General features: G+C 63.8%; 22 protein-coding genes. 10 read left to right on the top strand and 12 right to left on the bottom strand.

All coding sequences use genetic code 11. The annotated features are described in order from the left end of the window. Positions 1 to 50: 50 nt before the first annotated feature. The 3 genes from DQ397_RS11425 to DQ397_RS11415 form a co-directional block, all read right to left on the bottom strand. Positions 51 to 1469: a short-chain fatty acid transporter gene (locus tag DQ397_RS11425; RefSeq protein WP_148921547.1), complete on the bottom strand. Its 1419-nt coding sequence runs from the start codon at positions 1467 to 1469 to the stop codon at positions 51 to 53. A 157-nt stretch (positions 1470 to 1626) separates the two neighbouring features. Next, the gene (locus tag DQ397_RS11420; protein WP_070572443.1) at positions 1627 to 2283 is read right to left on the bottom strand and encodes a CoA transferase subunit B; all 657 of its coding nucleotides are present in this window, start codon (positions 2281 to 2283) and stop codon (positions 1627 to 1629) included. 35 nt (positions 2284 to 2318) lie between these two features. Beyond that, entirely contained in the window at positions 2319 to 3017 is a 699-nt protein-coding gene (locus DQ397_RS11415) for a CoA transferase subunit A (protein ID WP_043215587.1), read from the bottom strand. A 119-nt stretch (positions 3018 to 3136) separates the two neighbouring features. Between DQ397_RS11415 and DQ397_RS11410 the strand changes: the two genes are divergently transcribed. Continuing rightward, positions 3137 to 4042, top strand: coding sequence for a LysR family transcriptional regulator (locus DQ397_RS11410; RefSeq protein WP_043215586.1), 906 nt, complete (start codon positions 3137 to 3139; stop codon positions 4040 to 4042). Then, positions 4030 to 4851, top strand: coding sequence for an aldo/keto reductase (locus DQ397_RS11405; RefSeq protein ID WP_043215584.1), 822 nt, complete (start codon positions 4030 to 4032; stop codon positions 4849 to 4851). Before DQ397_RS11410 ends, DQ397_RS11405 begins: the two co-directional genes overlap by 13 nt. 50 nt (positions 4852 to 4901) lie before the next feature. Here DQ397_RS11405 and DQ397_RS11400 read toward each other — a convergent pair whose 3' ends face one another. Genes DQ397_RS11400 through lexA form a run of 4 tightly spaced genes read right to left on the bottom strand, consistent with a single transcriptional unit; the run spans position 4902 to position 10641 of the window. Then, positions 4902 to 7982, bottom strand: a complete 3081-nt coding sequence (locus DQ397_RS11400) for an error-prone DNA polymerase (protein ID WP_043215581.1) — start codon at positions 7980 to 7982, stop codon at positions 4902 to 4904. Continuing rightward, positions 7979 to 9397, bottom strand: coding sequence for a DNA polymerase Y family protein (locus DQ397_RS11395; RefSeq protein ID WP_043215579.1), 1419 nt, complete (start codon positions 9395 to 9397; stop codon positions 7979 to 7981). The genes DQ397_RS11400 and DQ397_RS11395 overlap by 4 nt, the downstream gene beginning before the upstream one ends. Before the next feature lie 6 nt (positions 9398 to 9403). Beyond that, positions 9404 to 10024, bottom strand: a complete 621-nt coding sequence (gene imuA / locus DQ397_RS11390; RefSeq protein WP_043215577.1) for a translesion DNA synthesis-associated protein ImuA — start codon at positions 10022 to 10024, stop codon at positions 9404 to 9406. Continuing rightward, positions 10024 to 10641 (bottom strand): transcriptional repressor LexA, encoded by a 618-nt coding sequence (lexA, locus tag DQ397_RS11385; RefSeq protein ID WP_043215574.1) that lies wholly within the window; start codon positions 10639 to 10641, stop codon positions 10024 to 10026. The genes imuA and lexA overlap by 1 nt, the downstream gene beginning before the upstream one ends. 92 nt (positions 10642 to 10733) lie before the next feature. Between lexA and DQ397_RS11380 the strand changes: the two genes are divergently transcribed. After that, positions 10734 to 11393 carry an HAD family phosphatase gene (locus DQ397_RS11380; RefSeq protein ID WP_043215573.1) on the top strand — a complete coding sequence of 220 codons (660 nt, stop codon included), beginning with the start codon at positions 10734 to 10736 and terminating at the stop codon, positions 11391 to 11393. Here DQ397_RS11380 and DQ397_RS24725 read toward each other — a convergent pair. Next, positions 11390 to 11716 (bottom strand): hypothetical protein, encoded by a 327-nt coding sequence (locus tag DQ397_RS24725; protein WP_043215571.1) that lies wholly within the window; start codon positions 11714 to 11716, stop codon positions 11390 to 11392. The genes DQ397_RS11380 and DQ397_RS24725 overlap by 4 nt on opposite strands. A gap of 146 nt (positions 11717 to 11862) precedes the next feature. Between DQ397_RS24725 and DQ397_RS11370 the strand changes: the two genes are divergently transcribed. Beyond that, positions 11863 to 12591, top strand: coding sequence for a thioredoxin family protein (locus DQ397_RS11370; RefSeq protein ID WP_043215568.1), 729 nt, complete (start codon positions 11863 to 11865; stop codon positions 12589 to 12591). A gap of 465 nt (positions 12592 to 13056) precedes the next feature. Here DQ397_RS11370 and DQ397_RS11365 read toward each other — a convergent pair whose 3' ends face one another. Beyond that, on the bottom strand, positions 13057 to 13938 hold the full coding sequence (locus DQ397_RS11365) for a LysR family transcriptional regulator (protein WP_043211342.1): 882 nt from the start codon (positions 13936 to 13938) through the stop codon (positions 13057 to 13059). Positions 13939 to 14016: 78 nt separating this feature from the next. Continuing rightward, positions 14017 to 15846 (bottom strand): gamma-glutamyltransferase, encoded by a 1830-nt coding sequence (ggt, locus tag DQ397_RS11360; RefSeq protein WP_080642103.1) that lies wholly within the window; start codon positions 15844 to 15846, stop codon positions 14017 to 14019. A 175-nt stretch (positions 15847 to 16021) separates the two neighbouring features. On the opposite strand from ggt, the gene DQ397_RS11355 reads away from it, so the two are divergent. Continuing rightward, positions 16022 to 16669, top strand: coding sequence for an ankyrin repeat domain-containing protein (locus tag DQ397_RS11355; protein ID WP_043211245.1), 648 nt, complete (start codon positions 16022 to 16024; stop codon positions 16667 to 16669). A gap of 21 nt (positions 16670 to 16690) precedes the next feature. On the opposite strand, the gene pobA is transcribed toward DQ397_RS11355, so the two are convergent. After that, positions 16691 to 17878 carry a 4-hydroxybenzoate 3-monooxygenase gene (gene pobA / locus DQ397_RS11350; RefSeq protein ID WP_043211248.1) on the bottom strand — a complete coding sequence of 396 codons (1188 nt, stop codon included), beginning with the start codon at positions 17876 to 17878 and terminating at the stop codon, positions 16691 to 16693. A 168-nt stretch (positions 17879 to 18046) separates the two neighbouring features. Here pobA and DQ397_RS11345 point away from each other — a divergent pair, with 168 nt between their 5' ends. The 3 genes from DQ397_RS11345 to DQ397_RS11335 are packed head-to-tail and all read left to right on the top strand — an operon-like array spanning position 18047 to position 20323. Continuing rightward, positions 18047 to 18943: a helix-turn-helix domain-containing protein gene (locus DQ397_RS11345; RefSeq protein WP_043211250.1), complete on the top strand. Its 897-nt coding sequence runs from the start codon at positions 18047 to 18049 to the stop codon at positions 18941 to 18943. Between the two features lie 55 nt (positions 18944 to 18998). Further along, positions 18999 to 19403 (top strand): MerR family DNA-binding transcriptional regulator, encoded by a 405-nt coding sequence (locus DQ397_RS11340; protein WP_043211252.1) that lies wholly within the window; start codon positions 18999 to 19001, stop codon positions 19401 to 19403. A 20-nt stretch (positions 19404 to 19423) separates the two neighbouring features. After that, positions 19424 to 20323 (top strand): hydroxymethylglutaryl-CoA lyase, encoded by a 900-nt coding sequence (locus tag DQ397_RS11335; RefSeq protein ID WP_043211253.1) that lies wholly within the window; start codon positions 19424 to 19426, stop codon positions 20321 to 20323. Positions 20324 to 20862: 539 nt separating this feature from the next. On the opposite strand, the gene DQ397_RS11330 is transcribed toward DQ397_RS11335, so the two are convergent. Then, positions 20863 to 21393, bottom strand: a complete 531-nt coding sequence (locus tag DQ397_RS11330; protein WP_043211255.1) for an MgtC/SapB family protein — start codon at positions 21391 to 21393, stop codon at positions 20863 to 20865. Positions 21394 to 21550: 157 nt separating this feature from the next. Between DQ397_RS11330 and DQ397_RS11325 the strand changes: the two genes are divergently transcribed. Both DQ397_RS11325 and ccoG read left to right on the top strand, forming a co-directional pair. Beyond that, positions 21551 to 21790, top strand: coding sequence for a DUF3203 family protein (locus tag DQ397_RS11325; protein ID WP_043211257.1), 240 nt, complete (start codon positions 21551 to 21553; stop codon positions 21788 to 21790). 119 nt (positions 21791 to 21909) lie between these two features. Then, positions 21910 to 23316, top strand: a complete 1407-nt coding sequence (gene ccoG, locus DQ397_RS11320) for a cytochrome c oxidase accessory protein CcoG (RefSeq protein ID WP_043211259.1) — start codon at positions 21910 to 21912, stop codon at positions 23314 to 23316. The last annotated feature ends 30 nt before the right edge of the window (positions 23317 to 23346 follow it).

The following is a 23346-nucleotide window of genomic DNA, read 5'->3' as shown; positions in this document are numbered from 1 at the left end:
CAGGCAAAAAAGGGCGGTTCTCACCGCCCTCTTCCCACACTCTGCAAACCTTACGGCATGACCGGTGGCACATAGTGCAAAGTCGTGCCCAGGGCCCACAGCAACACTAGCACCAACGGCACGTGCACCAGCAATTGTACGAATGAAAAGCCGATCAGGTCCCGCGCCTTGAGCCCCAGCACGCCCAGCAGAGGCAGCATGTAGAACGGGTTGATCAGGTTGGGCAAGGCCTCGGCGGCGTTGTAGATCTGCACCGCCCAGCCCAGGTGGTACTGCAGGTCGTTGGCCACCAGCATCACGTAGGGCGCCTCGATGATCCATTTGCCGCCGCCGGACGGGATGAAGAAGCCCAGCACTGCCGAGTACACCCCCATGAGCACGGCATAGGTGTCGTGGGAGGCGATCTGCACGAAGAACGTAGAGATGTGGTGCGCCAGGGTCTGTTCATCCACGCCTTTGACCTGAGTGAGGATCGCGGCGATCGAGCCGTACAACGGGAACTGGATCAACACCCCGGTGGTGGTCGGCACCGCGCGGGTCACAGCATCGAGGAAGCTGCGCGGACGCCAGTGGAGCAAGGCGCCGAGCATGATGAACAGGAAGTTGTAGGTATTCAGGCCGGAGATGGCGGTGATCGCAGGTTTGGTGGCGAATTCTTGGTACAGCCAACCGCCAGCCAGGGCAACCAGCAGCAGGGTCAGTATTGGGCTGTACTCCAGCCACTCGCCCGGACGGGTGCGTTGGGCCACCGGTGCCGCGCTGAAGCTTGGGTCGACGCCGCATTGCTCGGCGGTGCGGGCACTGTTCGGCCCTGGCGCAGTGGCATAGGCAATGATCAGCGAAACGATCACCAAGGCCGCCAGCATGACGCCGGATTGCCAGAGGAAAATGGTCTCGGTGAATGGAATCACCCCCGTAATGGCGAGGATCGACGGCGGCAGACTGGCCGGGTTGGCCTGCAACTGTGCAGCCGACGACGAAAGCCCTAGCGCCCAGACCGCACCCAGGCCCAGATAGGCGGCAGCCCCTGCGGCGCGGTAATCCATCTTCAGGTCTTGGCGCCGGGCCAGGGCACGAACCAGCAGACCGCCGAATACCAGCGACAGCCCCCAGTTGAGCAAGGATGCGAGCATCGAGATCAGCGCTACCCAGCACACCGCCGAACGACCGTTCTTCGGCAACCTGGCCAGGCGGTCGATCAGCCGCGCGGCGGGCGGCGAGCTGGCCACCACATAACCACCAATGACCACGAAAGCCATTTGCATGGTGAATGGGATCAGGCTCCAGAAGCCATCGCCGAACGCCTTGGCGGTATCGGTAGGCTTGGCGCCCATGACCATCGCGCCCAGGCACACCAACACAACGGCCAGGGCGGCGAATACCCAGGAATCGGGGAACCAGCGTTCGGCCCAATTGGAGCAACGCAGGGCAAAACGGGCGGAGCGGCTGTCTTGGATTTCAGCGGCCACGGGATTTTCCTTTTATTTGTTTTTTTGATTTTCAAGCACTGAAGCAGCACAAAGCCCTGTGGGAACAGACTCACCCGCGAAGACGTCCGTTCAGGCGACGGTGTCGCCTCGACTGACGCTTTCGCGGGCAAACCCGCTCCCACAGGGCCGATGTTTCTTAGAAGGTCATTTCCTTCACGTCATCCGGCACGATCAGCTTGCCGGCGGTCTTCTCGATGATTTCCTCCACGCTGACCCCCGGGGCGGTCTCGCGCAGGATGAACGCGCCGTCTTCGATTTCCAGGTAGGCCAAGTCGGTGAGCACCTTGCGGATGCAACCGGCGCCGGTCAGCGGCAGGCTACAGCGCGGCAGCAGCTTGGATTCACCATCCTTGGAGGCATGGGTCATGGTGACGATGATGTTCTCGGCACCAGCTACCAAGTCCATGGCGCCGCCCATGCCCTTGACCAGCTTGCCAGGAATCATCCAGGAGGCGATGTTACCCTCCACGTCCACTTCGAACGCTCCCAGCACGGTGAGGTCGACGTGGCCGCCACGGATCATGGCGAAGGATTGCGCGGAGTCGAAGATCGATGCACCGCGGCGGGCGGTGACGGTCTGCTTGCCGGCATTGATCATGTCGGCATCGATCGTGCCTTCGGTGGGGAACTCGCCCATGCCGAGCAGGCCGTTTTCCGATTGCAGCATCACGTCCATGTCGGCGGGCACGTAGTTGGCCACCAGGGTGGGGATGCCGATACCGAGGTTGACGTAGTAACCGTCCTTCAGTTCACGGGCGACGCGTTGCGCCATCTGTTCGCGGGTCAGTGCCATGGTCAGGATCTCTTTGTTGTTCTGTGGACGGCGCGTTAGGCCTTGACGGTGCGCTTCTCGATGCGCTTTTCGAACGTGCCGACGATGACCCGGTCGACATAGATGCCGGGGGTGTGGATCTCGCTGGGCAGCAACACGCCCGGTTCGACGATCTCCTCGACCTCGACCACGGTGATCTTGCCGGCGGTGGCGGCCAGCGGGTTGAAGTTCTGCGCGGTGTTGCGGTACACCACATTGCCGTAGTGGTCGGCTTTCCAGCCCTTGACGATGGCGAAATCGCCCGTGATGGATTCTTCGAGGATGTACTTGCGCCCCTTGAATTCACGCACTTCCTTGCCTTCGGCGACGGGAGTGCCGTAGCCGGTGGCCGTGTAGAAGGCCGGGATGCCGGCACCGCCTGCGCGCATCTTTTCGGCCAGGGTGCCTTGAGGGGTCAGCTCGACTTCCAACTCACCGCTGAGCAGTTGGCGTTCGAACTCGGCGTTTTCGCCGACATAGGATGCGATCATCTTGCGGATCTGACGGTCTTCCAAGAGGACACCCAGGCCGAAGCCGTCGACGCCGCAGTTGTTGGAGACCACGGTCAGGCCTTTGACGCCGCGGCGCTTGATTTCAGCGATGAGGTTTTCGGGGATGCCGCACAAGCCGAAGCCGCCGGCCAGTACCGTCATGTTGTCGGTCAGGCCTGCGAGGGCCTCTTCATAGGTTGCTACGCGCTTGTCCAGTCCGGCCATGCTCAGTCGCCTTTTGTAGTTGTTGGAACCGTGGAGGCATCTTCACCGCTGTCGACTGATTTGTTAATTTTGTTTTCGTCATCGATTGATAACTTTTTCAAAACAAAATCGGGTTCGTCATGAACGTCAAGCAGTTACGCGCCTTCATCACCGTGGCCAAGTACCAGAGCTTCGCCCAGGCCGGCGAACACCTGCATGTCTCCCAGCCGGCCTTGAGCCTGACCATCAAGGCCCTGGAGGACAACCTCGGCGGTGCGCTGTTAACCCGCACCACCCGCAGCGTCAGCCTCACCCCCGAAGGTGAAGTGCTATTGCCCTTGGCCCGGCGCCTGCTGGCAGATTGGGATGACACCGAGGAAATGCTACGCCAGCGCTTCACCCTGCAATTGGGGCGGGTCTCGGTGGCGGCCATGCCCGCCTTTGCCGGCAACCTGCTACCGCGCTCGCTGAAGGTGTTCCGCCAGCGCTACCCCAAGGTCAACGTCACCGTGCATGACGTGATCAACGAACAGGTGCTGGAGCTGGTGCGCCATCGCCGCGTCGAGCTGGGTATCGGTTTCGAACCGGAAAACCTCGACGGTTTGCGTTTTCATCCCCTTTATCTGGACCGCTTCGTGGCGGTGGTACCCGCCGACTCGCCACTGGCAAGCCAACCTCAGGTCACCTGGCAGGATCTGCTGGCCCAGGATTTCATTGCCTTGCAGCGTCCTTCGGCGGTGCGTCTGCTGATGGAGCAGAATGTAGCAGCCAGCCACGGCAAACTGACTGCGGCGTTCGAGAGTCATCAACTGTCGACCGTAGGTCGCATGGTCGCCAACGGCCTGGGCGTGAGCGCCGTGCCAGCGCTGTGCATCAACCAGATGCAGGAGCTCGGCGCGCGCTGCGTGGCCCTGGTCGAGCCCCGCGTGGAGCGCCGCATCGGCGTCATTGCCCTGGCCGACCACAAACTTTCCACGGCAGCGCAAGCGTTGCTCGACGTCGTGCTTTCCCACACCGATCCACAGGAGGTGACATGCGTTTCGTGAATCTGGCAGACGCCAGCGTCCCGGCCATTGGCCAAGGCACCTGGTACATGGGCGAGGACCCACGACACAAGGCCGCCGAGGTGGCCGCCCTGCAACAGGGCATCGAACTGGGCCTGACACTGATCGACACGGCGGAGATGTACGCCGAAGGTGGCGCCGAGCAGGTGGTCGGCCAAGCCATCGCCGGACGCCGAGAACAGGTATTCCTGGTCAGCAAGGTCTACCCGCACAATGCCAGCCGCCGCGGCATTCCCGCTGCCTGCGAGCGGAGCCTGACGCGTATGGGTACCGACTGCATCGACCTGTACCTGTTGCACTGGCGCGGCCAGTATCCGCTGGAGGAAACCGTCGAAGCCTTCGAGCGCCTACGCGAGCAGGGCAAGATCCGTCGCTGGGGCGTGTCCAACTTCGACCTGGAGGACCTGCTCGAGCTGGACAATCCCGACTGTGCCACCAACCAAGTGCTGTATAACCCGGCTCAACGAGGCATCGAGTTCGATCTGCTGCCATGGAGCCAGACACATCGATTGCCGACCATGGCCTACTGCCCGCTGGCCCAGGCCGGGCGTTTGCTGCAACACCCGGTACTGGCCGAGATCGCCGAGCGGCATGGGGCCACACCGGCCCAGGTGAGCCTGGCCTGGGTGACGCGCAACGAAGGCGTCATCGCCATCCCCAAGGCGGTGGAGCCACTGCATGTGCGGCTCAACGCGGCGGCGGGCGAACTGAGCCTGACCGACGAGGACTTGCAGGCGATCGACAAGGCATTTCCGGCGCCGACGCGCAAGCAGCACCTGGCGATGGTCTGAGCGTTCTTCGGGGCTGCTTGGCCCGGCGCTCTCCGCGATCGGGTTCGAGGCTAGTGAAAATCCCGGCTGCGCACATCCAGCCCCTGCAACAAGGGGCTGATGTCCTCAAGGCGCCGGGCAATCAAGTGGCGGACGCCCTTCTCCTGCTCCAGCCGTCCGCTCACCTTGAGCAGTTGCGACCCGACCAGTGCCCTGCGTTGGCGCTCAGCCAGGTCACGCCAGACCACTACGTTGACCATGCCGTGCTCATCTTCGAGGGTAACGAACGTCACGCCGCTGGCGGTCTGCGGCCGCTGTCGCCCTACCACCACGCCGGCCACGGCGATGCTGTCCCCATGCTCGACATCCGCCAGCTCGGCAGAGCTGCGACATCCCAATGCCCGAAGATTTCGTCGCAACAACGCCAGAGGATGTGGCCCCAGGGTCGTGCCCAGGGTGGCGTAATCGGCAAACAGGTCCTCGGCCACGCTCGGCACCGGCAACTCCACCGCCACTTCTGGCGCAGCCTCCACCTGGGCGAACAACGGCAGCTGCGCCTGCACGGCCGCCACGTGCCAACGTGCCTGATGACGGTCGCGAGCCAAAGCACGCAAAGCACCGGCATCGGCCAAGCGGGCACGGGCGCGGCTGTCGAGCTCGGCGCGCAAGCACAAGTCCTCGACATCACGCCAGGGCTGACGCGCCCTCGCCTGCTCGAGGCGTCGGGCATCGGCCTCGCTGAACCCGCGTATCTGCCGCAACCCCAGGCGAATCGCCAACGCGCCCTCACCGTGCGGTTCCAGGGTGCAGTCCCATTCGCTGTGGCACACGTCCACCGGCCGCACCTCGATGCCCTGGCGACGCGCCTCCTGCAACAGCTGATCAGGGCTGTAGAAGCCCATGGGCCAGCTATTGATCAGCGCGCAGGTGAAGATCGCTGGCTCATGGCACTTGAGCCAACTGCTGGCATAGCAGAGCAAGGCGAAGCTGGCGGCATGGGACTCGGGGAAGCCATAACTGCCAAAGCCCTTGATCTGCTCGAAGATCCGCTCGGCAAAGGCCCGCTCGTAGCGGTTCTTCAACATGCCATTGATCAATCGTTCACGGTGCGGCTCCAGGCCGCCGTGGCGTTTCCAGGCAGCCATGCTGCGGCGCAACTGGTCCGCCTCGCCCGGGGTGTAGTCGGCGGCGATCATGGCCAGCTCCATCACCTGCTCCTGGAACAACGGCACCCCGAGGGTACGCTCGAACACAGCTTCCAGTTCGGGTGAGGGATAGGTCACTTTCTCCTGCTTCAGGCGTCGGCGCAGGTAGGGGTGGACCATGTCACCCTGGATCGGCCCGGGCCGGACGATGGCCACCTCGATCACCAGGTCATAGAACTTCTTGGGTTTGAGGCGCGGCAGCATGGCCATCTGCGCCCGCGACTCGATCTGGAACACACCCATGGTCTCGGCGCGGCTGATCATGGCGTAGGTGGCGGGGTCTTCCTTGGGGATAGTCGCCAAGGTCAGGTGCCGGTCTCGGTGACGGGCCAACAGGTCGAAGCAGCGGCGCAAGGCGCTGAGCATGCCCAAGGCCAGCACATCGACCTTGAGCAGGCCGACCAGGTCGAGGTCGTCTTTGTCCCACTGGATCACCGTGCGCTGCGCCATGGCGGCGTTCTCCACCGGCACCAGGCGGTCCAGCGGCTGCTGGCAGATGACGAAGCCCCCTGGGTGCTGCGACAGGTGCCTGGGAAAGCCGATCAGCTGGCCAGCCAGCACCAGGATGCGTTGCAGCGAAGGGCTCTGTGCCTCGAAACCCGCCTCGGCCAGGCGCTGGGCATCGGGGATGCGGTCGCTCCAGCGCCCGCAGCACTTGGCCAGGGCGTCGACCTGGTCGGCCGGCAGCCCCAGGGCCCGGGCCACATCACGTATCGCGCCGGCGGCATGGTAGGTGTTGACCACTGCCGTGAGCGCCGCCCGGTCACGGCCATAGCGACGGAACACATACTGGATGACCTCTTCCCGGCGGTCATGCTCGAAGTCCACGTCGATGTCCGGCGGCTCGTTGCGCTCACGGGACAGGAAGCGCTCGAACAGCAGCCGATGCTCCATCGGGTCCAGTTCGGTGATGCCCAGCACGAAACACACCACCGAGTTGGCGGCAGAGCCCCGCCCTTGGCAGAGGATGCCCTGTTTGCGAGCGAAATCGACGATGTCGTAGACGGTGAGAAAGTAGCTTTCGTAACCCAGCTCGGTGATCAGTCGTAACTCTTTGTCCAAGGTGTCCAGCGCCTTGCGGCTGACACCTTGCGGCCAGCGTTCGGGCAAGCGCGACTGGCACAGATGGCGCAACCAGCTGGCGGGGGTGTGTCCTTGCGGCACCACTTCGCTGGGGTACTGGTATTTCAGCTCATCCAGGCCGAAGCGACAGCGGTGGGCAATGACCTGGGTTTCGGCCAGCAGGTCGGGCGGATACAGCTCGCCAAGCTCGGTCAAGGTGCGCAGGTGGCGCTCGCCATTGGGGTACAGGTAGCGGCCGGCCTCTGCCAGGGTGCAATGCTGGCGGATTGCAGTCATGCAGTCCTGCAGGGCGCGCCGGCCCCGGACATGCATATGTACGTCGCCGCACGCCACCGCGCGAATCCCCACCTGGCCCGCCAGGACGTGCAGTTGTTGCAGACGCCGGGCATCGTCGCACCCTCGATGCAGGTGCACCGCCAGCCACAGCCGCTCGCCGAACAGCGACTTCAGCCATAGCCCATTGGCCGGTGCATCCCCGGGCTGGGCAACCCACAGCGCCAGCAGACCCTGGCAATGGGCTTGCAAGTCCTCGCGGAGCAATTGGTAGGTGCCTTTTTCCGACCGGCGTCGCGCCCGAGTGATCAGTGCGCAGAGGTTCTGGTAGCCCTCGAGGCTTTCGACCAGCAGCACCAGCTTGGCGCCCCCATGAAGCTGTACTTCGCTCCCGACGATAAGCCGTACACCCTCCTGCCGGGCTGCCTGCCAGGCGCGGACGATGCCGGCCAGGGTGCATTCGTCGGTGATCGCCAGGGCCTGGTAACCCAAGGCCTTGGCCCGCTTGAACAGCTCGTCGGCACTGGAGGCCCCGCGTTGGAAGCTGAAATTCGACAGGCAATGCAGCTCGGCGTAATCCAACAGACTCATGCGAACCACCCCTGCAGCCACAACTGCCCGGGCTTGCTCAGGTCGTCATAGGCCCACCCCTGCAAACCATCACGGGTCTCGATGCGGTAGTAGTCACGACGCACGTCGCCGCCGTCCCACCAACCCGACTCGATACGCTCGGCCCGCCCCAACCGGCGCAAGCCTGCTTCGCTCAGCGGCTGGGGCTCAGGTAGCAGCCAGCCAGGGCGGCTGCCTGGCGCGACCAGCAATACGCCCAAGGCCCCCTGCTCCACCGGCTGCCAAGCGCATTCGGGACGGTGATCGGCTTCGGCGCTCAGCGCCTTGACCGCATCGTCGCCCAGGCGCGCCCGCAGGCGTTCGCGCAGCTGCTCCCAGGGTTGGGCCTGTTGGGCCCGAGGGTCGAACAGTGCCTGGTGCTGGGGCACGAAAGGTGGCAGGTCCTCGGCCAGTAAACGAAGGTTACGTACCGGCGCAGGAATGCGCAGCGACTCCAGGCGCCCGCGTGCCAGCTCGAACAGCCTGGCAGCATCGCGCTCGGCGGCCAGCAGACCGACCTTGAGCTCGGTCGCCGGCCCTTGGGCATGTTCCAGGTACAGGTGGAAGCGCAGGACGCCGCAGTCCCGCCCCGCGAGAAAGACCGCCAGGTCGCTCAGCAGACGGCGCAAGGGGAACAACAACGCCTGGTGCGATTCGACATCGAAGTTCAGCTCCAGCCGCACCTCGAAGCGCTCCGCTGGTTGATGGTAGGCCAGGCCCAGGCTGCGCAGGCCGAGCAACTGGTCCAGGTGCACCTGCACCTGGGCGGCAAAGCGCCGGGCCAGCGCATCGCGTGGCAGGGCCAGGACTTCACCGAGATGGCGCAGCCCCATGCGGGCGAACGCCGTCGCCGCCTCCGGGGGCAGACCGATCTTGTCGACAGGCATGCATGCCAGGGCAGCCCGGGTATCCTCCACCGTCATCACTGCCAAGCCGTCATGACCATTGGCGAGCACGCGCGCGGCCACCGGGTTGGTGGCCAGGACAATACGGTGACGCAGCCCCAGTTCGTCCAGCTCCAGACGCAATCGAGCCTCGAACGCCGGCCAGGGCCCGAACAGCCCCAGACTTGAACCGACCTCCAAGAGCAATGCCCGCGGGTAGTGCCGACTGACCTGGCCACTGAAGCGGTAGGCCCAAGTGGCGAGCAACTGCTGGAGCTGCTCGATGCGTGCAGGGTCGGCCTCCACGCACGTGAAGCCATCAGCCAGGGCACGGGCGGTCGTGAGGGTTTGCCCGGCCCGCAGGCCCAGCGCCGCAGCCGCCGCATTGACCGATTGCACCACCCGCCGCTGCTGCGGCCCGCCGATCAGCACCAGGGGGGCGCCAGGGTCGTCACGCTCACGCAGGACGCTGTCCAACGCCAGTTGCGGAAACACGATACACGCCCACAGCATGCTGCATCAGCTCCGCACCGGGCAGGCGATGGGCGCTGCCGGCGACAAGCCGCCACGGCATTTGAGCACCCGCCATTGGGCAGGCCGGGTGTCGATGGCAATACGCAAGGCTGCTGGCGAAGGATTGTGCAAAGCCTGCTGCCCGCGGCAGACGAACGCCAGGGCCTGCCCTGTCTCGGCAGCCACCTGCAAGCGCCGCAGGGCTCGGTCATCGGCACGCTCCGGCCAGCACAGCACGGCCGCGCAACTGCCGGAGCGCAGGCACTGCTCGGCGGCCCACAAGGCTTCGGCCGCAGGGGCCTCGACCTGGGCCAACCAGCGCAGATCGACACCGGCCGCCTGCCAGGCCGGCGCATAGGGAATGAACGGTGGTGCCACCAGCACCACCCGGCCGCCTTCACCGGTCAGGCGCGCCAGGCTTGGCCAGAGCAATTGCAGCTCACCGCAGCCAGGACTGGCCAGCAGCAGTTCCGTGAGTGCAGCAGCCGGCCAGCCGCCTTCGGGCAGCCGATCGTCAAGCGAGGCATGGCCGGTAGGCTGCAGGCCCTGAGGCCGTGCCTGGACCTGGCGCCCGCGCCAGATCCGACGCTGGTCAAGCAGGCGATCGAGGTCGACTACCGCGCCCATCAGTCACGCCTCAGCAGGCCACAGAACACGCCTTCGATGACGAAATCCCGACCCGACGCCACATCGATTGGCGCATAGGCAGGGTTGCGTGGCAGCAGGCGATAGCCTCCGGGGATGCGCTGAAGGCGCTTGATGGTCACCTCGCCATCCAGGCGGGCGACCACGATCTGCCCGTCGCGGGCCTCGCCCTGCTGGCGGATGCCGACCAGATCGCCATCGAAAATGCCGTCGTCGATCATCGAGTCGCCGCGCACCTTGAGCAGGTAGTCGGGCGTACGACGGAACAGGCTGGGGTCGAGCAACAGCTGCTCGTGGATGTCCAGGTCGGGACCGATCGGCGCGCCCGCCGCCACTTGGCCAAGCACCGGGATTTCGAGGATCTCGGGCCGACGCAGCGGCTCGGCCAGCCGGATGCCGCGGGCCTGGTTAGGTGTCACGTCGATGAAGCCGGCCTGGCTCAAGGCGGTGATGTGCTTGCGCGCCACGCTGCGCGAGGCAAAACCGAAGCGCTGGGCGATGTCGGCCAGGCTGGGGGGCTGGCCGTGATCGGCGATGCGCTCGCGGATGAATTCGAGAATGGCGCGGCGTTTGGGGGTCATGTTATCCATGGAGTACATTTGTACTCTTTTCGGCGTACAGTGAACAGCCCCCTTCGTCGTCCGGTTTGGCTATCATGGCCGGATTGACGTTTTCCCCTTTTGGATACCCGATGCTGACCGCCCTGCTGTTCGACCTCGATGGAACCCTCACCGATACCGATACCCTGCATTTGCAGGCCTTCCGCCAGTTGCTGCGCGAGCATGACGGCCGCGAGCTGAGCCAAGCGCAGTTCGAGGCCCAGGTCAGCGGGCGGGCCAACGGAGAGCTGTTCGCCGAGCTTTTTCCTCTCTGCAGCCCGGCCCAATGCCTGGCCCTGGCCGAGCGCAAGGAGGCGTTATTCCGCGAACTGTCGCCTCGGCTGACGCCCATGCCCGGGCTGGCACGCCTGATGACCTACGCCCGGCAGCATGAAATCGGTATGTGCGTGGTGACCAATGCGCCCCGCCTCAATGCCGAGCACATGCTGAAAGCCATGGGCCTGGAGGGATGTTTCGGACATGTACTGGTGGCCGAGGAACTGGCCCGCCCCAAGCCCGACCCGCTGCCCTACCTGACTGGCCTGCAGCGCCTTGCAGCCACGGCCAGCCAGGCCCTGGCCTTCGAGGACTCCCTGCCCGGCGTAAAGGCTGCCAGCGATGCAGGCATCTTCACAGTGGGCATCGCCACTACCCAGACTGCCGAGCGATTGCTCGCTGCCGGGGCGCGATTGGTGGTCGAAGATTTCAACGACACGCGGTTGTGGGCGTTGATAGACGAGATGGCCGGCTAGCGTCGACGGTAGCTTTTGTTGCCCGAGGGTGTCAGGCAATACACCCCGCCTCGCGGGCCCGTGCAGTAGTTGCCACTGCCGCATCCGCAGCCTTCGTCGCTGGCGCGCAATGACTGCACTGCCGGGCGCGCGGAACGGCTCCCGTATAACGCGCTGCAGTTTTTCTTCGAAGCGCTGATCGAACCGTCGTTGCACAGGAAGATCTCGCCGTCACACCCTGCAATCCCACCCTTGCGACCCGAGCACGGGGTGTTAGCCGCCTGGGCCGACGTGATGCCGAGCAGAAGAGTCAACAGAAATAACGACAGACAACGCCAGCGCATGCACAGCTCCTTGTGGTTAGTGGCCTGATGATATCACTCGAATTCATCCGGGCTACTGCACCATTCGTCGTGAGGGGGCAAGCCTTTGTCGAATCCAACAGCCGCCATTCGACCATTCGCTGAATCCCTCACGTGGAGCCAGCGTCATGAACAATCCAGACATCAAGCACCCAGTGGTGACCCGAAGCGAGTGGCTCGCCGTCCGGCGCCAGCTCTGGCTGCATGAAAAAGCCCTTACTCATCAGCGTGACGAAGTGGCAGCGGCCAGGCGGGCCTTGCCGTGGGTCAAAGTCGAACAGCCTTACCGCTTCCACGGGCCCGATGGCGAGCTGGGGCTGACGGACCTGTTTGCCGGGCGCAGCCAACTGCTGGTCTATCACTTCATGTTCGCCGACGGTTGGAGCGAGGGCTGCCCGGGGTGTTCGTTCCTGGCCGATCATTTCGACGGTGCCAACCTGCACCTGGCGCACCATGACGTTTCGCTGGTCGCGGTGTCGCGGGCGCCCTATGGCCAGTTCCAGGACTTCCGGCGGCGGATGGGGTGGCGGTTTCCTTGGTTCTCGTCACACGGTGGCAGTTTCAACGAGGACTTTGGGGTGAGTGTCGCCACGGATGGGTCTGGGCAGTACAACTACGAGGCTTATGCGGGGAATGAGCGGGAGCTGCCAGGGCTCAGTGCGTTCTACCGGGACGGGAATGGGGCGGTCTATCACACCTATTCCACGTATGCGCGGGGGTTGGACATTCTGGTGGGGGCTTACAACTTTCTCGACATTGCGCCGTTGGGGAGGAATGAGGGGGGGACGATGGATTGGGTGCGGCATCATGATCGGTATGAGGTGGGGGCGCGGGCTGGGCAGTGTTGTCATGAGTGAGGGCTTGGGCTTGGGCTTGGGCTTGGGCTTGGGCTTGGGCTTTCAGGCTGGGTGAATATCCGGGTTTGGTGGGGGCGCTACCGGCGCTTTTCGCCTTTACGGCGACCTACTTTTGCTCTTGGGCAAAAGTAGGCAAAAACCGTTGGCTCCCACATCCGGCCCCTGCGCTGCGCTCCGGGGTTCCCTGCGCTCCGGTGCCTTTCGGGGCTTCGCGGCCTCCGGCTTGCTACGCCAGCCGGAGGCCGCGAGGCCCCGTAAGACACCGCAGCGAGGGGACCCGGTGCGAAGCGCCGGGCCGGATGCAGGGGCGCGCGGCTTTTGGTTACTTTTGGCCAAGACCAAAAGTGACCCGCCGTAAGGGCGGAAAGGTGAATCAGCGCCGACAAATCAAACGGATAAGCCCACAAACCTCAAAACCAACAACCAACAACCAACAACCAACAACCAACAACAACCAACGCCAAATCAAATCTCGTGCGCCGCAAGCAACTCCATGAGCACCTCGGCCAACGCCCGAACCATTCCATCCGCCGTCGGCCGATGCACCACCACGATCTCGTAGCTATCGACCTCCGGCAGCCCCTGCTCCACTCCCAACACCCGGTGCTCCGCCGTCGCCGCCCGCGGCGGCAACAGACTGATCCCCATGCCATCGGCCACCGCCGCTTGTATCCCGCTCAAGCTGGAGCTGGTAAAGCTGATACGCCAACGCCGCCCCATCCCCTCGATCGCGGTAATCATGTCATCGCGATACAACCCCCGCGGCGGAAAAGTCACCAGTGGGATCGGGTCGAGTTCGAAGGCCGGTGTCCGGGCACTGTCGATCCACTGCAATCGCTCAGGCCAGCACGCCACCCCTTCCCTCGCATTACGCCGCTGCTTGAGCAACACCAGATCCAATTCGCCGTTGTCATAGGCTTGGCTCAGGTCCCGGCACAACCCGCTGGTAACCTCCAACTTGACCTGAGGATGGCGTCGACTGAATGCCGACAAGGCATTGGTGGTGCGCCCACCGACGAAATCCTCAGGTACTCCCAAGCGCACCGTCACGCCAACCATCGCCCCCGCCAGGGCTTCGAGCATCTGGTCGTTCAGCGCCAGCATGTGCCGGGCATAACCCAGCAGTGTCTGCCCTGCGTCCGTGGGCAGCACGTCGCGGTTGCCTCGCACCAGCAGGCGGTGCCCCACCATGTCCTCCAGCCGGCGTACTTTCTGGCTGATGGTCGACTGGGTGGAGTGCAAGCGCGTCGCCGCCGTGGTGAAACTGCCGCAGTCGGCCACCACGACAATGGCGCGCAGCAGGTCGAGGTCGAACAGGGCCCTATTCGGTTTAACGCTGATAGACATCGGTGTATTCAACTTCTGAATGACAGACCCGACTTCTAGCACGCCCATACACCGCCGGCAACCGCACGCGCCAGCGCGTCAGTCGCCCAGCGCCGTCCCTTCGCGCCGAGGATCGGCACCCGCCGACCAGCCGTCAGCGGTGCGCTGGATGATCTGCGTCCCGCTGGTCATCGTCATCGGTGTCACCTCATGGCCGCGGGCTTGAAGCGCCTGTATCAGGGCTGGGCTTGCCAACCCCGCTTCCACCTCGGTGCCGAGGTTGCGACTGCCGAAGTTGGGCAGGTTGATGGCCGCTTGGGGATCGAGCTTCCAATCCAACAGGCCGATCAATGCCTTGTTCACGTAACCGATGATCTGCGAGCCACCGGGTGAGCCCAGACTGGCCAGCAGTTCGCCGGACTCACGTGTGAATACCAGTGTCGGCGACATCGAGGACAGCGGTCGCTTGCCGGGAGCGACCGCATTGGCGACGGGCTTGCCGTCTGCACTGGGTACGAACGAGAAGTCGGTCAGGTGGTTGTTCAGCAGAAATCCTTTGACGAACAGGTGCGAGCCAAAAGCGGCCTCCACGGACGTGGTCATGGCAACCGCACCGCCCAGATCGTCGACGGCCGAGACATGGGAGGTGGCAATGCGCAAGGGAGACCGGTCAGGCGACAGGGCCAAGTTGTTACCCGGCGGTGTACCGGCCTCGGCGTGCTTCATGCTGCTCGGGGCGATCAGCCGGGCACGACTCGCCAGGTACGCCTTGTTGGTCAGCCCTTGGAGATTCACCGCCACATAGTCGCTATCAGCCAGATACTGAGCACGATCGGCGTAGGCCAGGCGCTCGGCCTCGGCAATCAGGTGAACCGCCATGGGCGCGGGTTCCAGACCCGCCACCGACGCCGCCTGCGTCGGTGCCATGCTGGCCAAGTCCAGCGACGGCGTGGCCGACTGCAGGGCTTCGAGGATGCCCAGGGTCTGCAATACCGCGACGCCACCGGAGGATGGCGGTGGCATGCCGCAAATGCGCCAGATCTTGTAGGGCCCACAGACGGGCGTGCGCTCCTTGGCCTGGTAGCGGCGCAGGTCTTCGAGCGACAGCAGGCCGGGGTTGGCATGGCCGCGCACAGCCTCGACCATCGCCTGGGCAATGTCGCCGGTGTAGAACGCATCAGGCCCCTGCGTGGCGATCAGTTCCAGCGTCTGTGCAAGCTCGGGGTTCTTCAGAAGCGTGCCGACCGCCAAGGGCTTGCCTTGGGCATCGAGAAAATAGCGGGCCATGCCGGGCGAGCCGGCGACATAGGTGTCCGCTGCCAGCAGTGTGTGCAATCGCTTGGACATCGGGAAACCGTCGCGGGCCAAGGCGATGGCCGGGGCAAACAGGTCGCGCCATGGCAGTCGACCATGCTGTTCATGGGCCAAATGCAAGGCGCGCAGCACGCCGGGTACGGCCACTGAGCGGCCGCCGATCTGGGCGTCACGAAATGCCATGGGCGTGCCGTCAGACTTAAGGAACAGGTTCGGCGTAACCTGCGAGGGCGCGGTTTCACGACCGTCGAAGGCCTGGACCTGGTGCCCGTCCCAATAGAGGATGAACGCCCCTCCACCGATACCGCTGGACTGCGGTTCGACCAAGGTGAGCACCGCCTGCATGGCGATGGCAGCATCGATGGCGCTGCCACCTGCGCGCAACACCGAGCGCCCTGCGTCACTGGCCAAGGGGTTGGCGGCGGCAGCCATGTGCCGGCTGGCATGAGTCGGCTTTAACCCGGCGCGGTAGCCGGAGTCGAGCTCGGGTGGCAACGGCAAGACCGAGGGCGTTTCTGCCGTTCGTCCACCCCAGCCACAACTGGTCAAGGTCGCCAGGCAACACAGAGCCGTGACACGCACTACAACGGGTAAAGGCCTTTTCAAGAAGGACATCCTGTAATTCGAGGGCAGGCGCAGGGCGCCAAAACCAGCGATTTTAGCCGAACCTGCGCAAAAGCCCGAAAACAGGGGTATATCCAGAAATGCACTGATGTTCATGCGCAGAATTAACTTCAAGCACTCAAGGGTATTTCCTAGGATGAAGACCGGTCATTCAGGAGCCTCTCCCATGCGCTTGCCGTTCGCCGCCCTCTTCGCCTTGCTCATCAGCGTTGTCGCCCACGCCGAGACCCTTGCCATGGATACCCAACTGCTCGATGCCGCCCAGCGTGGCGATGCTTCTGCCGTACGCCGTCTGCTCGATGAAGGCGCCAACGTCGATGCGCGGGACGCTCGGCGCCGCACCGCGCTGCTGGTGGCCACCCACGCCAATGAGGTCGCGACAGCCAAGGTGCTGATAGAAGCTGGCGCCGACGTCAATGCCAAGGACGACATCCAGGACAGTCCTTATTTATATGCCGGGGCCCGTGGTCTGAACGAGATCCTGCGACTGACCCTGAATCACGGTGCCGACCTCAAGAGCACCAACCGCTACGGTGGCACCGCGCTGATTCCCGCCGCCGAACGCGGCCATGTGCAGACCGTACAGATGCTGATCGACGCAGGTGTCGACGTGAACCATCTCAACCGCCTGCACTGGACCGCCTTGCTGGAGGCGGTGATCCTTGGCGATGGTGGCCCGCGTCACGTGGACATCGTCCGCCGGCTACTGGCGGCCGGGGCGGACCCGGCGATCGCCGACAAGGACGGCGTGACGGCACTGGAGCACGCGCAGCAGCGAGGATATCGGGAGATCGTGGCGTTACTGGAGAAATGAGGGCGAATGGAGCCGTCCGCCCTACTCCACCGCCTCGAACGGCAACCCCACATAGTTCTCGGCAATGTTCACCAACCCGGCCGGCGAGCTGAGGTAATACTCCCGGTCAGCTTCCTGCATCTTGCGGTCCCAGTCATCCTGATGCTCGCCGAAGTCATGCAGCAACTGGGTCATGAACCAGCTGAAGCGCTCACCCTTCCACACCCGGCGCAGGGCCAGGGGCGAGTACTGAGCCAGCAGGTCGGTACGCCCTTCGCGGTAGACCTTGACCAGGATCCGGTAGAGGTAATTGACGTCCGACGCCGCCAGGTTAAGCCCCTTGGCACCCGTGGGCGGGACGATGTGCGCGGCATCGCCGAGCAAAAAAAGCCGGCCGAACTGCATGGGCTCGACCACCTGGCTGCGCAGCGGTGCGATGCTTTTCTCCAGCGCCGCCCCGGTGACCAGTCGTGCCGCCACGTCCTCTGGCAGCCGCGCCTTGAGCTCTTCCCAAAAGCGCTCGTCGCTCCAATCTTCCACACGCTCTTGCAGCGGCACCTGCAGGTAGTAGCGGCTGCGGGTGTGGGAACGCTGGCTGCACAGCACGAACCCGCGCTCATGGTGGGCGTAGATCAGCTCGTGGTTGACCGGCGGCGTATCGGCCAAGAGGCCCAGCCAGCCGAACGGATAGACACGCTCGTATTGCTTGAGCACCCCCGCAGGGATGCTCTGGCGCGACACACCGTGGAAACCATCGCATCCGGCAATGTAATCGCAGTCCACGCGCAGGCGTCGGCCGTCCTGCTCGAAAGTGACAAAGGGCTGTGAAGAGTTCAGCCCGTGCAACTGCACCTGGCTGGCCGAATAGACGATCGGCGCACCGCTGGCCTGGCGGGCCTGCATGAGGTCACGGGTGACCTCGGTCTGGCCGTACACCATGACTGTTTTGCCGCCGGTGAGGGCCTTCAGGTCAAGGCGTTGGCGACGACCGCCGACTAGCAGCTCGACGCCCTCATGCACCAGTCCTTCACGATCCATGCGTTCGGCGACACCCGCCTCGCGCAACAGGTCGACCGTGCCTTGCTCCAGCACGCCGGCACGGATGCGGCCGAGCACGTAGTCTGGGGTCTGACGTTCGAGGATCACGGTGTCGATGCCAGCTCTGTGCAGCAACTGGCCAAGCAGCAGGCCGGACGGACCAGCCCCGATGATTGCAACCTGAGTCTTCATTGTTGTTGTCTCGTCGTATCGATGCCGGTACTGGCAACGCATGCCTTGGCATCTGCAGATTTGGGTTTGCACCTGCATTTTTACTGGCCACTGCCTGGCAAAAAGTGTGAAATCCCGTGCATTAACTGCACTTTTGCAAATTTCGTTCGATTAACGGACAGACATGCCATGACCACCCGACTTCCCGGAGTGCCACTGTTCCAGCTCTACGGCGAAAACCAGGCCTGGCCCGGTGCCGACTTGCTGCATTGCGAGTCGATCCCTGCGCGCAGCCGTTTGCACCACTGGGAAATCAAGCCCCATCGCCATGCCGAGCTGTTCCAGCTGCTTTACGTGCAAAGGGGCCGGGCGCAGGTACAGATCGAAGGCCAGCGCAGCGAAATCCACGAAGCGGCGATTCAGGTGGTCCCTCCGCTGACCGTGCATGGGTTTCGTTTCAGCGCCGACATCCAGGGCCACGTGCTGACGTTCGGCACCGCCCTGGTGGCCGATCTGGAGCAGCGCCTCGGCGCACCCCTGGCAGTGCTGACGTCGGTGGGTTGCTACCCGCTGGGCAAGGACCGTATCCGCCTGCACGGTCTGATCGACACGCTGCAGCAGGAATACCAGGGCCACGCGCCCGGGCGGGGCGCCATGCTGCAGGCGCTGCTCACCGCACTGATGGTGTGGATCAGCCGTCGCCAACAACTGGGCCAGGCCCCGCGCAACCGAGATGAACGCGACCGGCAATTGCTAAGCCGATACCTGCGCTTGGTGGAAGCCCATTACCGCGAGCACCTGTCGGTCGAAGACTTCGCGGCGAAGCTGGGTATTTCCAGCCTGCGTCTCAACCAGCTGTGCCGGGACCTGGCCGGGCAGACCGCTCTGCAAGTCGTTCACCAGCGCCTGTTGCTGGAAGCACGACGCAACCTGGTGTACACGCGCATGAGCATCGGCCAGCTGTCAGACCGCCTGGGCTTCACCGACCCGACCTACTTCGCCCGGTTCTTCAAGCGCCTGTCCGGCCAGACGCCAAATGGCTTCCGGCGATCGGCCCAATCCCAGGGGCCAGCAGCGCCTGCTTGACGTTTACGTCAAGCAGCCTTTAGGTTAGCGGCTATCACCTCTTCCGAGCCCAAGCATGAGCAGCCAGACCTACAGCATCTCCGACCTGTCCCGCGAGCTGGACATCACCACCCGCGCGATTCGCTTCTATGAGGAGCAAGGCCTGCTGAGCCCCGAACGTCGAGGCCTGGAGCGCATCTATTCGGCGCGCGACAAGGTCACCTTGAAGCTGATCCTGCGCGGCAAGCGCATCGGTTTCTCCCTGGCCGAATGCCGGGAGCTGATCGAGCTGTATGACCCTACCAGCGGCAATCTCAAGCAGCTCAACAGCATGCTGGCCAAGATCGCCGAGCGCCGCGCTCAGTTGGAACAGCAGATGCTCGATATCCAGCAAATGCACCTGGAGCTGGACACTGCCCAGGAACGCTGCGAACAGGCCCTGGCCGCCACCCTCAACCAGCACAATCACAATAACCGTTGACCTGACACAGGAACCCCGCCATGTCATTGCCCGAGAAAGTCCGCCTGGTCGAAGTCGGCCCGCGCGACGGCCTGCAGAACGAAGCCCAGCCCATCAGCGTCGCGGACAAAGTGCGCCTGGTGGACGAGCTCACCGAGGCCGGGTTGTCCTATATCGAGGTGGGCAGCTTCGTCTCGCCCAAATGGGTACCGCAGATGGCCGGCTCAGCCGAGGTGTTCGCCGCCATCAAGCAACGCCCAGGCGTGACCTACGCCGCCCTGGCGCCCAACTTGCGCGGTTTCGAAGACGCCCTGGCAGCTGGGGTGAAAGAAGTGGCGGTATTCGCCGCCGCATCCGAGGCGTTCTCACAGCGCAACATCAATTGCTCGATCAGCGAGAGCCTCAAGCGCTTCGAGCCGATCATGGAGGCGGCGCGCAGCCATGGCGTGCGCGTGCGCGGTTATGTGTCGTGCGTGCTGGGCTGCCCTTACGAAGGCAAGGTCAGCGCCGAGCAGGTCGCGCCGGTGGCGCGGGCACTGCATGAGATGGGCTGCTACGAAGTGTCTTTGGGCGACACCATCGGCACCGGTACCGCTGGCGAAACACGCCGGTTGTTCGAGGTGGTCTCGGCCCAGGTGCCACGTGGGCAATTGGCCGGGCATTTCCATGACACCTACGGCCAGGCCCTGACCAATGTCTATGCCAGTCTGCTCGAAGGCATCCAGGTCTTCGACAGTTCCGTGGCGGGCCTGGGCGGCTGTCCGTACGCCAAGGGCGCGACCGGCAACGTTGCCACCGAGGATGTTGTGTACCTCATGCAAGGCCTGGGAATCGACACCGGCATCGACCTGGAGCGCCTGATCGCGGCCGGCCAGCGCATCAGTTCGGTGCTGGGCCGCGTCACGGGGTCGCGGGTTGCACGGGCGCGTAGCGCTCAATAAGTCATACGGGTGTCACATGTGTGTGGGTGAGTGTTACCTCACCCCCGTTTGCCAGCAAAAAATCGGGTAACAGGGAAACAAATCGACAGATTTTCAGGTGGCCCGGCTTCTGCGAATTCAGACAAGGCATTGATTTTAAAGGATTTTAAAAAGTTGGCATGGCATCTGCTTTATCTCTGGCATAACAAGAACAACAACGTGACACCCAATAAAAACAATAGGTAACGGCTCTGACATAACAAGAACAACACGGCAGAGGCGTAGCAAGCAGATTTTTTTGGAGTAGGCACGCTTTTCAGAGGGTTCGCCCTCGCGGTCTGACACAGAACAATAAAACTACCTGCAAGGTAGCGGCAGTCAGCATCGGATCAGCAATGATGAAAGCAGGTCAGCGCTCAAAAAAATACGTTTGCTCTTGTGCCCCGAGTGGGGGCCACCCGCACTACCGAGGCAATGGCTGACAAAAACAACAACAGGCCAGTCTCCAATAATAAAAAAAAGAGCAGGCAACAACGCTTTGAGGGGAGCTTCGGCTCCCCTCAGTGCTTCCTGTCACGCTCCTCCTCCTGCTTCCCTTCATCCTCGCCTTCAAGCTTCTCCACCAGCAGCGGCATGCTGCCCAGCACCAGCAGCGCCAGCACCGTGCTGATCACGGCAGTGGCCTCACGCCCCACACCCGCGGCCGTGCCGATGGCGGCGGTCATCCACAATCCGGCGGCGGTGGTCAGGCCTTTCACATGGCTGGTCTCCTGGCCGTTCCCTTTGAGAATCGTCCCGGCGCCCAGAAAACCGATCCCCGCGACGATCCCCTGGACCACTCGGCTGAGCGCCTGCTCGTCAGCGCCGGCCATGCTCGGCGCCAGGACGAACAGCGCCGCCCCCAGGCACACCAACATGTGCGTGCGCACGCCCGCGGACTTGCCCTTGTGCTCGCGCTCGAAGCCCAGCACCGCGCCCAGCACGGCGGCCATCAACAAGCGCACCAGGATCTGGGTGACCTCGCGCAGGTCGGCGATGTCGGCGAACTCGGCTTGTATGGCCAGCCATACCGTGTGCCACCAAGGGTGCATGTCAGACCTCCAGGTCGTGGGAGCGACGCTCGTACCTCTCAAGGGATGGACCGTTGGGCTTGCCGGGAGTGCAACCGAATCCACTGAGCGCAGCGATGCAGCAACCACCTGTTTGGCGCGGTCACAACTGCAGACAGCCAACCAAGAGGACATCGCCATGCCCGTAGAAATCGACGAAAGCACCCGCCGCTGTACGTTGATCGGCGAAGACCTACGCCTCGAGGCCGAAGGGCCGGACATCGAGATCGTCACGGATGAGCAGTTGCGCATGTCGGTGGCCCTGCTCGCCAACCAGCGCGTCCCCATCACCGAAGCCGAGGCCGACGCGCTCACCGTGGCCGGTGCGGTGGATAGCCGCAGGCATCTGAAGGCAAGCACGCCAGGCTCCGTGATCTGAGGCCTGCGAGGTACCAGCGGTTCATCTGATACGGTTTTTATCGCGCCACCTGAGTCTGTGCTGGAAACAGATCGCGCCCCATAGTGAACGGGCCTGATCGAGACTCAAGAGCACAAGCCATGAGCGATAGAATCCCGTACCGCGTGATCGACGTTGACGCGCCCGCCAGCCCGCGCAAGCGCCTGGGCGACAGCGGCATCCATACACGCAGTTTCACCGGCCTGTACCGCAACCTGCGTATTGGCTTTGCCGGTGCGCTGTTCGTGCTGTTCTTCGGCACCGCCTGGCTGGACTGGAACGGCCGCCAGGCTGTGCTCTGGGACCTTGCCGAAAGCAAATTCCATATCTTCGGCGCCACCTTCTGGCCTCAGGACTTCATCCTGCTGTCGGCGCTTTTGATCATCTGCGCCTTCGGGCTGTTTGCCATCACGGTGTTCGCGGGCCGTGTCTGGTGCGGCTACAGTTGCCCGCAGAGTGTATGGACCTGGCTGTTCATGTGGTGCGAGAAGGTCAGCGAAGGTGACCGCAACCAGCGTATCAAGCTCGCCGCAGCCCCCTGGACCCTTGAAAAGCTTGCGCGCCGCACCCTAAAGCACAGCCTGTGGTTGGCCATCGGAGTGCTCACAGGGCTGACCTTCGTGGGGTACTTCACGCCCATCCGCCCCTTGGCCGAGGCGCTGTTCACCTTGCAGTTGGGCGGCGTGGCGCTGTTCTGGGTGGTGTTCTTCACCGCCGCCACCTACCTCAACGCCGGCTGGCTGCGCGAAGCGGTGTGCATGCACATGTGCCCCTACGCACGTTTTCAGAGCGTGATGTTCGACAAGGACACCCTGGCGGTGGCTTACGACCCTCGCCGCGGCGAGGCCCGTGGCCCGCGCAAGAAAGGCAGCGACCCGCGCGCGCAGAACCTGGGCGATTGCATCGACTGTACCCTGTGCGTGCAGGTGTGCCCCACCGGCATCGATATCCGCGACGGCCTGCAGATGGCCTGCATTGGCTGCGCCGCCTGCATCGACGCCTGCGACAACGTGATGGATAAGATGGGCTATGCCCGTGGCCTGATCGGCTACAAGTCCGAACACACCTTGCAAGGCGGCAAGACGCACTGGCTGCGCCCACGCCTGCTAGGCTACGCCAGTGCCCTGGTGCTGATGATCGGTGCCTTGGTGGTGGCCCTGAACCTGCGCCCGATGGTGTCGCTGGATGTGATCAAGGACCGCGGCCTGTTCCGCGAGAACGCTCAAGGCCAGATCGAGAACATCTACTTGCTCAAGGTCATCAACAAGACCCAGTCTCCCCAGCGCTACGAACTGCGTCTGGTGGACGCCGAGGGCTTCGCGCTGAACGGCAAGACGGCCTTCGTCATTCCCGCCGGAGAAATGAGCGAGCTGCCGGTATCGGTCGCATTGCTGGCCGACCGCCCCACCAACAGTGCCCAGCAGATCACCTTCGAAGTCCGCGACAGCGATGAGCCGACGATCTACAGCCGCGCCGACAGCCGCTTCGTCGCGCCACTGAACCGTTGATCCCTTACACTGACTTGTCACCTTGACTGC

Source organism: Pseudomonas sp. CK-NBRI-02 (genome assembly GCF_008124495.1).
Taxonomy (GTDB): Bacteria; Pseudomonadota; Gammaproteobacteria; order Pseudomonadales; family Pseudomonadaceae; genus Aquipseudomonas; species Aquipseudomonas guariconensis.
Note: the sequence above shows the minus strand (reverse complement) of the source record. Positions and strands in the feature narration are given on the sequence as shown.

Excerpts from the sequence above, each read along its gene's own strand:
- DQ397_RS11420 (WP_070572443.1), bottom strand. The coding sequence starts at position 2,283 with ATGGCACTGACCCGCGAACAGATGGCGCAACGCGTCGCCCGTGAACTG.
- DQ397_RS11415 (WP_043215587.1), bottom strand. The coding sequence starts at position 3,017 with ATGGCCGGACTGGACAAGCGCGTAGCAACCTATGAAGAGGCCCTCGCA.
- DQ397_RS11410 (WP_043215586.1), top strand. The coding sequence starts at position 3,137 with ATGAACGTCAAGCAGTTACGCGCCTTCATCACCGTGGCCAAGTACCAG.
- DQ397_RS11405 (WP_043215584.1), top strand. The coding sequence starts at position 4,030 with ATGCGTTTCGTGAATCTGGCAGACGCCAGCGTCCCGGCCATTGGCCAA.
- DQ397_RS11400 (WP_043215581.1), bottom strand. The coding sequence starts at position 7,982 with ATGAGTCTGTTGGATTACGCCGAGCTGCATTGCCTGTCGAATTTCAGC.
- DQ397_RS11395 (WP_043215579.1), bottom strand. The coding sequence starts at position 9,397 with ATGCTGTGGGCGTGTATCGTGTTTCCGCAACTGGCGTTGGACAGCGTC.
- imuA (WP_043215577.1), bottom strand. The coding sequence starts at position 10,024 with ATGGGCGCGGTAGTCGACCTCGATCGCCTGCTTGACCAGCGTCGGATC.
- lexA (WP_043215574.1), bottom strand. The coding sequence starts at position 10,641 with ATGTACTCCATGGATAACATGACCCCCAAACGCCGCGCCATTCTCGAA.
- DQ397_RS11380 (WP_043215573.1), top strand. The coding sequence starts at position 10,734 with ATGCTGACCGCCCTGCTGTTCGACCTCGATGGAACCCTCACCGATACC.
- DQ397_RS24725 (WP_043215571.1), bottom strand. The coding sequence starts at position 11,716 with ATGCGCTGGCGTTGTCTGTCGTTATTTCTGTTGACTCTTCTGCTCGGC.
- DQ397_RS11370 (WP_043215568.1), top strand. The coding sequence starts at position 11,863 with ATGAACAATCCAGACATCAAGCACCCAGTGGTGACCCGAAGCGAGTGG.
- DQ397_RS11365 (WP_043211342.1), bottom strand. The coding sequence starts at position 13,938 with ATGTCTATCAGCGTTAAACCGAATAGGGCCCTGTTCGACCTCGACCTG.
- ggt (WP_080642103.1), bottom strand. The coding sequence starts at position 15,846 with ATGTCCTTCTTGAAAAGGCCTTTACCCGTTGTAGTGCGTGTCACGGCT.
- DQ397_RS11355 (WP_043211245.1), top strand. The coding sequence starts at position 16,022 with ATGCGCTTGCCGTTCGCCGCCCTCTTCGCCTTGCTCATCAGCGTTGTC.
- pobA (WP_043211248.1), bottom strand. The coding sequence starts at position 17,878 with ATGAAGACTCAGGTTGCAATCATCGGGGCTGGTCCGTCCGGCCTGCTG.
- DQ397_RS11345 (WP_043211250.1), top strand. The coding sequence starts at position 18,047 with ATGACCACCCGACTTCCCGGAGTGCCACTGTTCCAGCTCTACGGCGAA.
- DQ397_RS11340 (WP_043211252.1), top strand. The coding sequence starts at position 18,999 with ATGAGCAGCCAGACCTACAGCATCTCCGACCTGTCCCGCGAGCTGGAC.
- DQ397_RS11335 (WP_043211253.1), top strand. The coding sequence starts at position 19,424 with ATGTCATTGCCCGAGAAAGTCCGCCTGGTCGAAGTCGGCCCGCGCGAC.
- DQ397_RS11330 (WP_043211255.1), bottom strand. The coding sequence starts at position 21,393 with ATGCACCCTTGGTGGCACACGGTATGGCTGGCCATACAAGCCGAGTTC.
- DQ397_RS11325 (WP_043211257.1), top strand. The coding sequence starts at position 21,551 with ATGCCCGTAGAAATCGACGAAAGCACCCGCCGCTGTACGTTGATCGGC.
- ccoG (WP_043211259.1), top strand. The coding sequence starts at position 21,910 with ATGAGCGATAGAATCCCGTACCGCGTGATCGACGTTGACGCGCCCGCC.